12 protein-coding genes are annotated in these 13,110 nt (G+C 64.4%); 4 read left to right on the top strand and 8 right to left on the bottom strand.

Annotated elements, in window-relative coordinates; genetic code table 11:
• Positions 1-201: 201 nt before the first annotated feature.
• The 3 genes from MSIL_RS06465 to rnhA all read left to right on the top strand — a co-directional run bounded on the left by MSIL_RS06465 (position 202) and on the right by rnhA (position 2,536).
• A complete protein-coding gene (locus MSIL_RS06465; protein WP_012590299.1) occupies positions 202-939 on the top strand; it encodes a DUF502 domain-containing protein in 738 nt (245 codons plus the stop codon).
• Between the two features lie 156 nt (positions 940-1,095).
• Entirely contained in the window at positions 1,096-2,061 is a 966-nt protein-coding gene (gene thrB, locus MSIL_RS06460) for a homoserine kinase (protein WP_012590298.1), read from the top strand.
• A 13-nt stretch (positions 2,062-2,074) separates the two neighbouring features.
• A complete protein-coding gene (rnhA, locus tag MSIL_RS06455; protein ID WP_012590297.1) occupies positions 2,075-2,536 on the top strand; it encodes a ribonuclease HI in 462 nt (153 codons plus the stop codon).
• 39 nt (positions 2,537-2,575) lie between these two features.
• Here rnhA and MSIL_RS06450 read toward each other — a convergent pair whose 3' ends face one another.
• Both MSIL_RS06450 and MSIL_RS20065 read right to left on the bottom strand, forming a co-directional pair.
• Positions 2,576-3,061, bottom strand: a complete 486-nt coding sequence (locus MSIL_RS06450; RefSeq protein WP_012590296.1) for a peroxiredoxin — start codon at positions 3,059-3,061, stop codon at positions 2,576-2,578.
• The gene (locus tag MSIL_RS20065) at positions 3,051-3,893 is read right to left on the bottom strand and encodes a protein-disulfide reductase DsbD domain-containing protein (RefSeq protein ID WP_187148708.1); all 843 of its coding nucleotides are present in this window, start codon (positions 3,891-3,893) and stop codon (positions 3,051-3,053) included. The genes MSIL_RS06450 and MSIL_RS20065 overlap by 11 nt, the downstream gene beginning before the upstream one ends.
• Before the next feature lie 286 nt (positions 3,894-4,179).
• Here MSIL_RS20065 and MSIL_RS06440 point away from each other — a divergent pair, with 286 nt between their 5' ends.
• A complete protein-coding gene (locus MSIL_RS06440) occupies positions 4,180-4,800 on the top strand; it encodes a YqgE/AlgH family protein (RefSeq protein ID WP_012590294.1) in 621 nt (206 codons plus the stop codon).
• A 27-nt stretch (positions 4,801-4,827) separates the two neighbouring features.
• On the opposite strand, the gene MSIL_RS06435 is transcribed toward MSIL_RS06440, so the two are convergent.
• The 6 genes from MSIL_RS06435 to MSIL_RS06410 form a co-directional block, all read right to left on the bottom strand.
• Positions 4,828-7,725 carry an EAL domain-containing protein gene (locus MSIL_RS06435; protein WP_012590293.1) on the bottom strand — a complete coding sequence of 966 codons (2,898 nt, stop codon included), beginning with the start codon at positions 7,723-7,725 and terminating at the stop codon, positions 4,828-4,830.
• 29 nt (positions 7,726-7,754) lie between these two features.
• Positions 7,755-8,363: a GNAT family N-acetyltransferase gene (locus MSIL_RS06430; RefSeq protein WP_012590292.1), complete on the bottom strand. Its 609-nt coding sequence runs from the start codon at positions 8,361-8,363 to the stop codon at positions 7,755-7,757.
• Between the two features lie 13 nt (positions 8,364-8,376).
• Positions 8,377-9,642 carry a M16 family metallopeptidase gene (locus MSIL_RS06425; RefSeq protein ID WP_012590291.1) on the bottom strand — a complete coding sequence of 422 codons (1,266 nt, stop codon included), beginning with the start codon at positions 9,640-9,642 and terminating at the stop codon, positions 8,377-8,379.
• Positions 9,639-11,060 (bottom strand): threonine synthase, encoded by a 1,422-nt coding sequence (gene thrC, locus MSIL_RS06420; protein WP_012590290.1) that lies wholly within the window; start codon positions 11,058-11,060, stop codon positions 9,639-9,641. The genes MSIL_RS06425 and thrC overlap by 4 nt, the downstream gene beginning before the upstream one ends.
• A 122-nt stretch (positions 11,061-11,182) precedes the next feature.
• A complete protein-coding gene (locus MSIL_RS06415; RefSeq protein ID WP_012590289.1) occupies positions 11,183-11,926 on the bottom strand; it encodes an SURF1 family protein in 744 nt (247 codons plus the stop codon).
• Positions 11,923-12,300, bottom strand: coding sequence for a DUF983 domain-containing protein (locus MSIL_RS06410; protein ID WP_012590288.1), 378 nt, complete (start codon positions 12,298-12,300; stop codon positions 11,923-11,925). The genes MSIL_RS06415 and MSIL_RS06410 overlap by 4 nt, the downstream gene beginning before the upstream one ends.
• Positions 12,301-13,110: the final 810 nt, after the last annotated feature.

Below are 13,110 nucleotides of genomic sequence, written 5' to 3'. Positions count from 1 at the left end.
CCAAGCCGAAACGCCCTTATCCTCATGTCCAGATTTGACCGGCTCGGCGGCGTCCCCTGACCGGAATCGCTGCCGTTGCGAGGTCTGTGATATAGAGAGACGACGGCCGGCCGAAGCATCGGCGCTCTCGCGCAGGCGGCTCGGCCCCGTTTTTGCGTCGGCGAATCGAGCGACGTCCAGCTGTGGAGCCATGAGCGAGGCATGACGCAACTTCCGCCGCTGCAAAGCCTCATCGACGCCGACTCGGACGGCCGCCCGGGGCCCGCCAAGTCGGCCGGGTTCGGCGCAAAGATCCGCAACTGGTTCCTGACCGGGATCGTCGTCGCCGGACCGGTCGCCGTCACCGCCTATATCGTCTGGTGGTTCGTCGACACCATCGACGCCTGGGTGCGCGGCCTGCTGCCGCAAAATGTCGTGCCGGATTTCTATTTGCCGTTTCGCGTGCCGGGACTCGGCGTCGTCCTGGCATTCCTCGGCCTGACGCTGCTCGGCTGCGCCACCCACAGCATCGCGGCGCTCGGCCTCTTCAAGATCGGCGAGGCGCTGCTCGCCCGAATGCCCGTGGTCCGCTCGATCTATAAAAGCGTGAAGCAGATTTTCGAAACGCTGTTCTCGCAGTCCGGGCAAAGTTTTCGCAAGGTCGGGATGATCGAGTTTCCGGGCAAGGGCTCCTGGTCCATCGTCTTTATTTCCCTGCCGCCGTCCTCTCTCATTGGCTCTCATCTTGCCAACGGCGAGCCCTATGTTTCAGTTTTTCTGCCCTGCGCGCCGAATCCGACCACCGGTTTCTATTTCTATGTGCCGGCCCGCGAGGTGATCGAACTGGCGATCACGCCGGAGGCCGCCGCAAAGCTGATCATGTCCTGCGGCGTCATCCAGCCCGAGGCGCCGGCGGTACTCGCCGCCGTTGCGCTCAATCCCCAGGGCGAGACCGTCTGATGTCGCGGCAGGGGGCGGCCCGGCTCACTTGGCCCGGCTCAAATTGACCTTGCGGCCCGTTCTCTCTAACACCGGAGCGCCTCCCGCGCCCAAGGGAAGCAGCCCTTTGCGGCGTCCTTGGCCGTGGCCAGGACTCAATGTCTTCAGCGGACCCCAATGGCAGTCTATACCGAAGTCTCCGACGCCGACCTCGCCGCCTTTCTTGAGCATTACAATCTCGGCCGCGTCCGCGCCCTGAAGGGCATCGCGGAAGGCGTCGAGAATTCGAATTTCGTCCTGTCGACCGAAACGGGCGTCTACATCCTGACGCTCTATGAAAAGCGCGTCGAGGAGGGGAGCCTGCCGTTCTTCCTCTCGCTGTTGGATCATCTCGCCGCGCGCGGCCTAAACTGTCCGCAGCCGGTGCGCATGCGTTCGGATGGGGCGCTCGGGCGCCTCGCCGGGCGTCCGGCGGCGATCGTGACCTTCCTCGAAGGCGTTTGCCGCAACCGGCCGAGCATTGCCGATTGCGCCCGCCTCGGGGCCGCGCTGGCGCAGCTTCACCTCGCGGCCGCCGATTTCAAGGGCTCGCGCGCCAATGCTCTCAACCTAGAAGCCTGGCCAAAACTCTTCGCGCCGATCGCCTTTCGCGCCGACGAGGTCAAAGCGGGCCTTGCGGCGACAATCTCCGCCGAGCTGAAATTCCTGCAAGCGAACTGGCCGCGGGATCTGCCGCGGGGAATCATCCACGCCGATCTCTTTCCCGACAATGTCCTGTTTCTCGGCGACGAGATCTCCGGCGTGATCGACTTCTATTTCGCCTGCGTCGACGATCTTTCCTATGACCTTGCGATCTGCCTCAACGCCTGGTGTTTCGAGCCGGGTGGCGCGTTTAACATCGACAAGGGCGCGGCGATGTTCGGCGCTTATGCAAGCCTGCGCCCCTTGAGCGCGGCGGAAGCGAAAGCCATCCCGACGCTCGCCCGGGGCGCCGCCCTGCGCTTCGCGCTGACCCGCCTCGTCGACTGGTTCAACGTTCCCCCGGGCGCGCTCGTCAATCCGAAGAATCCGCTCGAATATTTCGCCAAATTGCAAATGCTGCAGACGATCGGCGACGCGCGAGAACTCGGCGTCCTGATATGAATTGGAAGCGTCGATGCCAAAGCCAGTCGTGATCTTCACCGACGGCGCCTGTTCGGGAAATCCCGGTCCCGGCGGCTGGGGCGCCGTCATGACGTTCGGCGATCACCTCAAGGAGCTTTGCGGCGGCGAGGCGGCCACGACCAACAATCGCATGGAGCTGATGGCGGCGATCATGGCGCTCGAAGCGCTGACGCGGCCCTGCGCCGTGCAGCTCGTCACAGATTCCAACTATGTGAAAGGAGGCGTCACCACATGGCTGGCCGGATGGAAGCGCAATGGCTGGCGCACGGCGGACAAGAAACCTGTCAAGAATGTCGATCTATGGCAAAGGCTCGAAGCCGCGGCGGAAGCCCATGCGATCGAATGGCGCTGGGTCAAGGGCCATGCCGGCGACGAATTGAACGAGCGCGCCGACGCACTCGCGCGGCTCGGCATGGCTCCGTTTCTATCTGCCCGCAAAGCGGCCACGCCGTAACGATTGCAGCGGACGCAAGAGGTTCTGCTCCGCCCCGCGTTAAAGCTGATGCAAAATCGCTTCGGCGCCGGAGACGTCCGCCCTGCTGGCGCTCGCCTCGACATTGAGCTGCTGCACCACGCCGTCGTCGACCACCATCGAATAACGCTGCGACCTCACGCCAAGGCCGCGCTCGGTCAGGTCAAGGGTCAGGCCGAGCGCCTTTGCGAAATCGCCATTGCCGTCGGCGAGAAAGGACATATGCGCGCCGGCGTCGCTGGAGGCCGCCCAGGCGTTCATGACAAAGACGTCGTTGACTGCGGTGACCGCGATGGCGTCGATGCGTTTCTGTTTGAAATCGTCGAGCCTGTTGACGAAACCGGGCAGATGCACATTGCTGCATGTTGGCGTAAAGGCGCCGGGCACGCCGATCAGAACGACCCGCCGGCCTTTAAAAATATCGTCCGTCGAGCGTACGGCCGGACCCTCCGGGGTCATCACGGCGAAGCTCGCGTTTGGCAAACGATCCCCGACTTTAATTGTCATTTTTTCCCCCCTCCGTTCGCTCCGCGGCGGCGCGTCCAGCGCCGAGCTCGAGGCCGAATTCATAGCTCTCGTGCGGCGCAGCCAGCGTCACTGTGATTGGCGTAACTTGGGCAAGATCGAGGCTTTCCTCGCGCGGCACTTCCACCTCGACGATCAGGAACTCTCCCGGCTCTTCGCCGCGCCGCGACTCGAAATACCATCCGGGCGGGGATTCGACGAAGAGATCCGTCGCGCCGATCGCCGCCGCGTCGCCGCGCAGGCTGACCCGCCATGTCGGCTGGCTTGCGCCCAGATCCCGTGTGACAAGAAATTTGCCATCCCGCTCCTCGGCGCCGAGCCGGCGCGGCACCTTCGCCGCCGCCGCGTCGAGCCGGGCTTCATGGTCCAATGCGCGCGCGTCGCCTGGGGCCGCGGCGGGCAGTTTCAGCTCGACCTGGGCATTAACGGGAATGCAGATCTGCCCGCACACGGCATAATTCAGGGACAGCGACAAGAGGGCGGGGCGCCCGGCGTGGGTCAGCTTGAAGTCGAGCGGAAAAACCACCTCATCGCGATAGCCGAAGGCGTCGGAGCCACCTTCGTCGATGCGGCTTGGCGTCGGAAAGCGGACTGTCACATCTTCGACATTGTCCGACGCCGTGAAATTGAATTCCGGCGGAGCCCCCGCCTCGCCGGGATTGCGCCAATAGGTGAGGACGCCCGGCTCCAGACGAATTTCGACGCCGGCCCGGTACGAGCCGGCGTTCGCGCCGGGCGTTGCGATCAGGCGCGCCGAGGATTTCGGCCCGCCGACCCACTCGGTGGCCAGCGGCTCCGCCCGTAATTCAGCCATGAATCCGGCCGAGCATCCGGCTGTGATGGCGGCGGCGAGAAGCAGCGACGAACCGCCTGCGCGGCTTGGTCGCGTTGCCTCGTTGAAAAGCTGGAAAGACATTTGCATCAGAACGATACGATCGCGGGATCTATTCGACGTCCAACCTATTTTGCATGTGACGGCGCCGCAACCTACATTGAGGTGATCTGGAGCACGCAAGGGAGGGGGGCAAGAGTGCGAAGATGGAGTAGGGCGCGGTTTTAACCAGCGTTGGAAGCAGTTCCAGCAGAATATGGCGGAAATCATGGGTTCGAGATTGCCTCGCGACGGTGGAAAACAGGGCCATGGCGCTTTTCTTGACGGGCAATTGCTCGTCGCCATGCCCGGCATGTCCGACAACCGCTTCTCCCGCTCGGTCATCTACCTTTGCGCCCATTCCGAGGAAGGCGCGATGGGAATCATCCTCAACCGGCCTGCGCGCAAAGTGACCTTCTCCGAATTGCTGGTGCAGCTCGACGTCATCAAGGCGGATGAAATGATCCGTCTGCCTGCGCAGGCGGAGCTGGTGCAGGTGCTGAAGGGCGGCCCGGTCGAGACCGGCAGGGGCTTCGTGCTGCACTCCAATGATTTTTTCATCGACGATTCGACGCTGCCGATCGACGCCGGCGTGTCGCTGACGGCGACGATCGATATTTTACGCGCCATCGCCAAGGGCGACGGTCCCGATCGCGCCATTCTCGCCCTCGGCTATGCCGGCTGGTCGGCGGGGCAGCTCGAGGCCGAGATGCAGGACAATGGCTGGCTGAACATTCCAGCCGACCCGTCGCTGATCTTCGACGAAGCGCTCGGCTCCAAATATGAGCGCGCGCTGCAAAAGATCGGCATCGATCCCGGCCGCCTCTCCTCGGATCTCGGCCACGCCTAAGCGGCGGGCGCGGGTCAGGCGGCGCAATCAGGCTGCTATTGTGGCGGCGCCGACAAGCTTTCGGGCTTCGGCCGCGCTGATCGGGTGGCCAAAGGCGAAGCCCTGCGCGAATTCGCAGCCGAGCTGATAGAGCTCGATGGCGTCGGATTCGGCCTCCGCCCCCTCGGCGACGACCTCCATGCCGAGATCATGCGCCAGCGCGACGATCGAACGTAAAATGACGGGGCGTGCGCCATTGCCATTCTGGCGCACGAAAGAGCGGTCGATCTTGATGGTGTCGAATGGAAAACGCTGCAGATAGGCGAGCGAGGAATAGCCGGTTCCGAAATCGTCGAGCGAGAGCCCGGCGCCGAGATCGCGGATGCGGGTCAGGATTTGCGCCGCATATTCCGGATTCTCCATGACGAGGCTTTCCGTCAGCTCCAGCTTCAGCGAGCCAGGCGCGATCTCGACGCGCGAAAGCACCGATTTGACGTCCTGAAGCAAATCGTGCCGCAGCAATTGCCGCGACGAGACATTGACGCTGACGAAGATCGGCGGATCGACGTCGAGCGCGCGCTGCCATACGGCGAGCTCGCGCGCGGCGCGGTCCATGGCGAAAATCCCAAGGTCGATAATGACTCCCGTCTCCTCGGCGACGGAGATGAACTCGCCGGGATTGAGGCGACCGAGACGGGGATGGTCCCAGCGCAGCAGCGCCTCGAAACCGGCCACGGTGCGGTCCTCAAGACGGACGATCGGCTGAAACACCACTTTCATCTCGCCGCGGTCGAGCGCTCGCTTGAGATCGGCGGCAAGCCCGAAACGGTCCGAGCGAAGCGAGCGCATGGTGGCGCGGAACACCTCGATCCGGTTGCCGCCGAGACGCTTGCCGTGGCGCATCGCAATTTCGGCGTCTTTCAGCATGTCCTCGCGCTTGCCGTGGAGCTGCGGATCGTAGAAGGCGAGGCCGATCGAGGCGGTGAGGGGAATTTCCTTGTCGCTGAAGGAGACCGGCGTCGAAGCCACGCGGCGCGCCGTATTGGCGAGAGCCGTGATCTGATCGGCTTCGGATTCCGAGACGATCAGCAAAATGAATTGGTCGCCGGACAGGCGGGCGAGCGTGTCCTGCGGCTTCAGGATGCGCCCGAGCCGGCGCGCCACCGTCAACAGGATCGAATCGCCGGCCGAGAGGCCGACCTGCTCATTGATCTGCTTGAAGCGGTCGATGTCGATGCTCATCACCGCCGGCCGGATTTTCGGATCGCTCTGCGCGAGGGAGAGCGCCGCGTCGAGACGATCGAAGAACAGCTCCCGGTTCGGGAGCCCGGTCAGGTTGTCATGTACCGCGTCGTGGAGCAGCCGCTCCTCGGCGGTCTTGATTTCCGTGATGTCGCTGAGGACGCCGACAATCCGCACCACTTCGCCGTCGGCGCCGATCACCGGCCGCGCTTTCAGGCGGAACCAGAAATGCTGGCCGTCGGCCGCGCGCAGCCTGAAATCCTGGTTGATGCGGCCGCGGCGCTGTTCCAGCATGGCGTCGAGACAGGCGCGGTAGCGGTCGCGCTCGCTTTGATGCAGCACGTCGAACCAGTTCGAGGCGGGCCCTTCGAGGGCGCCGCGCTGAAGGCCGAGCTGGGCCTCGACCTCGGGGCTCACATAGACGCGGTCGGCGCTGACGTCCCAGTCGAAGATGATGTCGCCGCTGCCGGTGAAGGCCAGCGCCTTACGCTCGGCGTCCGGCACTGCGCCATGGGCGAGCCCGGCGCCGACAAAGGCGTTCTGCATGATCGTAAAGCCGATCAGCATGACGATCAGCACAAGGCCGCCAATCAGCGCCGGCGAGACGAGATCATTGGTCAGCGCGCCGGTGACGGTGAAGGCGGCCCCGACGATCCAGGCGAGCAGCAGGAACCAGGTCGGGATCAGCATCACCGCCCGGTCGTAGCCGTGGATCGCAAGATAGAGCACCAGCACGAAGCCGACGGCGCCGATCGTCGCGATGGAAATGCGCGCGACGCCGGCGGCGACCGGCGCGTCATAGACGGAAAGCCCAACGAGAGCGGCAAGGAAGATCAGCCAGATGGCGGCGACATGGGAGGCGCGCACATGCCAGCGGTTGAGATTCAAATAGGCGAAGAGAAACACCAGCAGCGTCGCGGCGAGGATCGATTCCGTGCCGGCGCGCCAGATGCGGTCCGATTGTCCCTCCGAGCCAATGATCCGTCCCCAGAAGCCGAAATCGATGCAGACATAGGCGAGCACCGTCCAGGCGAGGGCGGCGGCTGCGGGAAAAATCACGGCGCCGCGGACGACGAAGACGATGGTCAAAAACAGGGCGAGCAGGCCGGCGACGCCGATGATGATGCCCTTATAGAGGGCAAGGCTCGTCATCCGGTCCTTATAGGCGTCGGGCTCCCAAAGGTGCAGCTGCGGGAGGTTCGGGGTGCGCAATTCTGCGACATAGGTGATGGTGGTGCCGGGATCGAGCGTCAGACGGAACACGTCGGCGTCTTCGCTGTCTTCACGCTCCGGCGGAAAGCCCTGGCTGGCGGTGATCGCGGAAATGCGCGTCGCCCCGAGGTCGGGCCAGATCACGCCCGAGCCGACGAGCCGGAAATGCGGCGCGACGATCAGCCGTTCAATCTGCTCGCTGGTGTCGTTGGTCAGCGCGAACACGATCCAGTTGGGTCGCGTCCCTTCTTCGCGCGCCCGGACTTCGATGCGCCGCACGATGCCGTCCGAGCCCGGCGCCGTCGAGACGAGCAGGCGGTCGCCATCGGAATTATAGCTTTCGACGGCCTTGGTCAGGTCGATCACTTGCGAATCGAGCGGCACGCGCACCGATTCGATCGCGTTCGCCGGGCCGAGCGCGCCGGCCAGCGTCAGCGCGAGCGCACAGAGCAGGAAAAGGCAGCGGCCCAGCGCTGCAAAACCCTGCGCCATAAAACCCCGCGTTCCTTGCGCGAGACTTTTCACAGCCGGCCCTGACGCGGTCGCGCCGGCGTTTGGTCGGTTTCGACGAGGCCGTACAGCAGATGGTCCTCCCAAACCCCGTTGATGCGCAAATAGGCCCGCGCATAGCCTTCGCGCGTAAATCCGACCCGCTCCAAAAGCCGCGTCGAGGGAATATTATGCGGCAGGCAGGAGGCCTCGACCCGGTGCAGCCTGAGCGTTCCGAATGCGAAAATCACTCCGGCGCGCACGGCTCGAGTCATGAAGCCATGGTTGGCGAAAGGCTCGCCGATCCAATAGCCGAGCGTCGCCGCCTGGACGACGCCGCGCTTGACCTGACCGACGGTCAGGCCGCCGACCAGCACGTCATCATCGCGAAAGACGAGGAAGGCAAAGGATTCGTTGCTGTCGATTTCCTGCTGATGGCGCCGGACGCGGCGGCGGAAGGCGGTGCGGGTCAAATCGTCGGCCGGCCAGGTCGGCTCCCATGGCGTCAGAAAATCGCGGCTTCGCTCGCGCAGGCCCGACCATTCCTCGAAGTCGCGCATCTCCGGCGGGCGGAGATATACGCCCTCGCCGCGCAAAAATTGCGCATTCTCATTGTTCGGGCCGATCCGGAACAGAGCCACGGTCATGCCTCCTTCAACTGGCGCGCAGCCTCTGCGCGACGCGATCGGGCGCGGGGACCTTGCTGACCGGCCCAATGGCGGCGACGGTCGGGTTCGAGCGCAGCGCCTGCGCTCCGGCGGCGCGGATGTCGGCAATGTCGAGCCGGTCGATGGCGCCGATGATTTCCTCGCGCGACAGCACGCGGTCGAACGCCATCACCTGCCGCGCAATCTGTTCGCAGCGGGGCGAGGGCGATTCGAGGGCGGTCAGCAGCGAGACCTTCATCTGCGCCTTGGCGCGGCGCGCCTCGTCTTCGCTCAGCGACAAGGCGGCCTCGGCGAGGCAGTCCAGCGCGACCGGCATCAATTCCGCGACGTCCTTGGCGCTCGTCGCCGCATAGAAGCCGAAGAGGCCGGTGTCGGAATAGCCCCAATGGAAGGCGTGAATCGAATAGGCGAGGCCGCGCGTTTCGCGGACCTCCTGGAACAGGCGCGACGACATGCCGCCGCCGACTGCATTGGCGAACACCTGCAGCGCGTAGAATTCCTCCGAGGCATAGGAGAGCCCCTCGAAGCCGATGACGATATGGGCCTGTTCGAGCCGGCGCTTTAGCCGGATTTCGCCGCCCTGATAGACGGCGGCGGGCGCGGCGGCCGCGGCGGCGCGCGGCGCCAGCGCTGAAAAACGCCGTTCGACCTCATCGCAGATCTGCTCGTGATCGATCGCGCCGGCGGCGCCGATGACGGTCGCGTCGCTTGCGTAATGGCTGTCGAGATAGGCGCCGATCGCCTCGCGGCCGAAGCTCGCGATCTGGTCCGGCGTGCCGAGGATCGGCCGCCCGATCGGCTGGCCCGGAAAGGCGGTCGCGTTGAAGAGATCGAAGACAAGATCGTCCGGCGTATCGTCGACGGCGCCGATCTCCTGCAAAATGACGCCCTTCTCGCGCTCCAGCTCCTCCTTGTCGAAGGTGCTTTCGGTCAGAATGTCGGCGAGAATATCGACCGCAAGCGGCGCGTCCTCCGCCAGCACATGGGCGTAATAGGCAGTGTGCTCGGTGCTCGTCGCGGCGTTGAGGTCGCCGCCCGCGGCCTCGATCTCCTCTGCGATGGCGCGCGCGGAGCGCCGCTTGGTGCCCTTGAAAGCCATATGTTCGAGCAGATGCGACAGGCCGTGTTCGCTGCGCGATTCATGGCGCGAGCCGGCGCCGATCCACACGCCAAGCGAGGCGGTCTCAAGATGCGGCATGGCGTCGGTGACGACGCGCAGCCCGGAGGGCAGGGTCGTGATGCGCGCGCTCATGAGGCGGCCTGTGCGGATTGCTCGGCGACCGCGTCGCGGATGAAGCGTTCGACGGCGCCCTGATCGTTGGGAATGATCGAGAATTGCTCGGCGCGCTCAAGCAAGCCGTGAAGATGCGGCGGCAAGGCCGGCCGGACGCCAGTCGCGGCCTCGATCGCGTCGGGAAATTTCGCCGCATGGGCGGTGCCGAGCACCACGAGCGGCGTCGCTGCGCCCCTTGTCGCGATCTCGCGGCGGGCGGCGCCAAGGCCGACGGCGGTGTGCGGATCGGCGAGATAGCCGCTTTCGCGCCAGAGCCGGGCGATTTCCGCAGTGGTTTCCGGCTCACTGACGGAGAAGGCGTCGAAATCGGCCCGAATCGCCTTCAGCGGGGCCGGATCGATGGTGAAGCCGCGCGACTGCGACAGCTGCGCCATCCAGGCGCGGACGGCGGCGCCGTCGCGGCCCTGCGCCTCGAACAGGAGGCGCTCGAAATTCGACGACACCTGAATGTCCATCGAGGGCGATTGCGTCGCGTGAACCTCGCCCACAGCATAGGCTCCGCTCTCCAAGGCGCGCGGCAAAATGTCGTTGGAATTGGCGGCGATCACCAGCCGGTCGATCGGAAGACCCATGCGCTTGGCGATCCAGCCGGCGAAGATGTCGCCGAAATTCCCCGTCGGCGTGACGAAGGAGACCGGCCGGTGGGGCGCGCCGAGGGCCACGGCGGCGGTGAAGTAATAGACGGTCTGGGCGAGGATGCGCGCCCAGTTGATCGAATTGACGCCGCAAAGATTGAGGCTTTCGCGTAGCGGGCGATTGTTGAACAACGCTTTGACCGCGCTTTGCGCGTCGTCGAACGATCCCTCGACGGCGATGGCGTGGACGTTTGGCGCGCCCGTCGTCGTCATCTGGCGCCGCTGCACCTCCGAGACGCGCTGATGCGGATAGAGGATGAAGACTTCGACCTGAGACAGGCCGGAAAATGCCTCGATGGCGGCGGCGCCTGTGTCGCCGGAGGTCGCGCCAACGACGGTGGCGCGCTGGCCGCGCGCCTTTAAGGCGTGATCGACGAGCCGCGCCAGAAGCTGCATCGCCAGATCCTTGAACGCGAGCGTCGGACCGTGGAACAGCTCGAGCGTGAACAGATTATCGTCGAGCTGAACGAGCGGCGCCACCGCTGGATGACGGAAGCCGGCATAGGCGTCGTCGATCATGGCGCGCAGGGCGGCGGGCACGATCTCGCCGCCGATGAAGGGCGAAATCACCGCCTCGGTGACGTCGGTGTAGGATTTTCCCGAGAAGCTGGCGATGCGTTCCGCGTCAAGGCGGGGATAGGATTCAGGCAGATAGAGGCCGCCGTCCGGCGCGAGTCCAGCGAGCAGCGTCTGCGTGAACGATAGAGGAGCAGCCTCGCCGCGTGTTGAGACATATTTCAAGATGATGGATCCAAACCTCGCCGCCGTGGCGAATTCAGCAAGCTAACATAGATCGACAGGGCAAGCAGCATGAGGCGGAAACCGCCGCTGCGACAACGAAAATCAGGAGAATATGGCGCAATTTAGCGAATCGCCCGGCGGTTCTGCCAGACGAAAACGGCAAACACGCCCGCAAGGCCAAGAGCGAGGCCAAACCAGGTGAGGGCGTAGGACAGATGATTGTTGGGAAAGGCGATTTCCGTCGCCCCGCCCTCGGGTCCGCTCGCCGCCCCGCCGCGGTCGGCGTCGATGCTGAAGGGCGCGGCGCGGGTCAGGCCAAAACGCGCGGCGATGAGGGCCGGATCACGGGTGAAATACTCGCCTCTGGCGGGATCGTCGGCGGGGGTGAACAGATTGCGCGGCTCCGGCTGGCGCATCAGCCCGGTGACAGGCTGCGGCGACCCGCTCGCCGGCTCCGGCCGCGCGGCGCGATCCCTTTGCGCCAGCGGAACGAAGCCGCGGTTGACGATGACAGCGGCGCCTGACGCCAGCCTTGCCGGCGTCAGCACGAAATATCCCGGCTGGCGCAGCGCGCCGCCGGCGGCGCGAAACACCAGCGCCTCCTTGTCGAGTTCATAGACGCCCTCGAAACGCACATGACGGTATTCGTAATCCTCGGGCTTGAGCGTCGCCCAGTCGCTCTCCGGCGGCAGCGGCGCGGGAGCTGCGCCGGCGCGCGCGGCGACTTTCGCGATCAGCTCCTCTTTCCAGGCGAGGCGCTGCAATTGCCAGAGGCCCAAGCCAACGAGCAGGGCGCAGGCGGCAAGGGTCGCGGCGGCGGCGAAAGCGAGGCTGCGGCGCCCAATCGGCGGCCTTTGCTCCGTCAACGGTCGAACCGCCCTTCCTCAGCCTTGGTGCGATATTGCTGCGCGACTAGCAGCCCTTTCAGCGGGCGAGCCAGGCCGAGGCAGACGATGAGGGTGAGCGGCAGAAACAGCACAAGGTGAACCCACATCGGCGGCTCATAGACGAGTTCGGTCCAAAGCGCCGCGCCAAGAACGAGAAAGCCGCCGAGGAGCGATACGAAGACCGCTGGGCCATCGGCGGAATCGGCGAAGCCATAGTCGAGCCCGCAGACCCCACAGCGGGGCGCGAGTTCAAGAATCCCTTTGAAGAGCTTGCCTTTCCCGCACCGCGGGCAACGCCCCTTGAGCCCAACGGACAGCACCGATGGCGGGCGGTTAGCGGCTTGCTCAATCATTGAAACCTCGAAAGAAAAGCCGTCGCGCGGCAAGATCCAATCCTGCCGCGGAACGGCGCGGCTCCATAGCACAAAAGCGTCAGGCGCGCGCTGAAACCAAAGCGGCGGAGCGCGCGGGGAGCGATTGTGAATCCGGCAAACCTATGATAGTAATGGAGCTATTCTATCCGCGGTCAGCAATTGTCGCGCGGAAGGCGTCGCGCCGAACAGATGACAGAGATGGGCGGCTTTTGGCTCGTCGGATTGATTAAGCGTCACCGTTCCGCTGGAGGGAATGGCGCAAGGATGCATTTTAAGCGCAAGAGTCTCGCAGGAGACCAGACATAAGATTTCCACTCGCCAATTCGCGAATGTCCGCGATAAACGGCGTCATTGTTGAGGCGGCGAATTTCTTAGATCGAACAGACCTTTGCGGCGAATCCGTTGCGGCCAAGATTTCCTCGGCGCAATCAGGACCTACCCGGCCGCCTAACCTTCGTGGCGACGCGATCGCCGTTATCGACATTGCATCGCGCCGATCTGTTCATAGATAGCGTTAAAGGAGGCATGTGTCGTTGCGCGCGGCGGTAGATGAGAGGCTAAGCCCGCTCGAAATACCTGCATTATCGTTCGCATTTTTGCCACATTAATAAAAATCGCTTTGCCGGATCGCGCTACAGTTATTAAGTTCGCGGTGGCGTTGGAAGTTGAACATTCGCTTTAAATTCAAAGCTGCAGACATGAAATCGGCTGTTTGGCGCCTGCGCCGCGGATTTAAGCGGGTTCAGAAGCGTCATTCCTGAATGGAGACCTGAAGTGAGTTCACACCAT

Source organism: Methylocella silvestris BL2, assembly GCF_000021745.1.
Lineage (GTDB): Bacteria > Pseudomonadota > Alphaproteobacteria > Rhizobiales > Beijerinckiaceae > Methylocapsa > Methylocapsa silvestris.
Note: the sequence above shows the minus strand (reverse complement) of the source record. Positions and strands in the feature narration are given on the sequence as shown.

Excerpts from the sequence above, each read along its gene's own strand:
- MSIL_RS06440 (WP_012590294.1), top strand. The coding sequence starts at position 4,180 with ATGGGTTCGAGATTGCCTCGCGACGGTGGAAAACAGGGCCATGGCGCT.
- MSIL_RS06465 (WP_012590299.1), top strand. The coding sequence starts at position 202 with ATGACGCAACTTCCGCCGCTGCAAAGCCTCATCGACGCCGACTCGGAC.
- rnhA (WP_012590297.1), top strand. The coding sequence starts at position 2,075 with ATGCCAAAGCCAGTCGTGATCTTCACCGACGGCGCCTGTTCGGGAAAT.
- thrB (WP_012590298.1), top strand. The coding sequence starts at position 1,096 with ATGGCAGTCTATACCGAAGTCTCCGACGCCGACCTCGCCGCCTTTCTT.
- MSIL_RS20065 (WP_187148708.1), bottom strand. The coding sequence starts at position 3,893 with ATGGCTGAATTACGGGCGGAGCCGCTGGCCACCGAGTGGGTCGGCGGG.
- MSIL_RS06435 (WP_012590293.1), bottom strand. The coding sequence starts at position 7,725 with ATGGCGCAGGGTTTTGCAGCGCTGGGCCGCTGCCTTTTCCTGCTCTGT.
- MSIL_RS06450 (WP_012590296.1), bottom strand. The coding sequence starts at position 3,061 with ATGACAATTAAAGTCGGGGATCGTTTGCCAAACGCGAGCTTCGCCGTG.
- MSIL_RS06425 (WP_012590291.1), bottom strand. The coding sequence starts at position 9,642 with ATGAGCGCGCGCATCACGACCCTGCCCTCCGGGCTGCGCGTCGTCACC.
- MSIL_RS06410 (WP_012590288.1), bottom strand. The coding sequence starts at position 12,300 with ATGATTGAGCAAGCCGCTAACCGCCCGCCATCGGTGCTGTCCGTTGGG.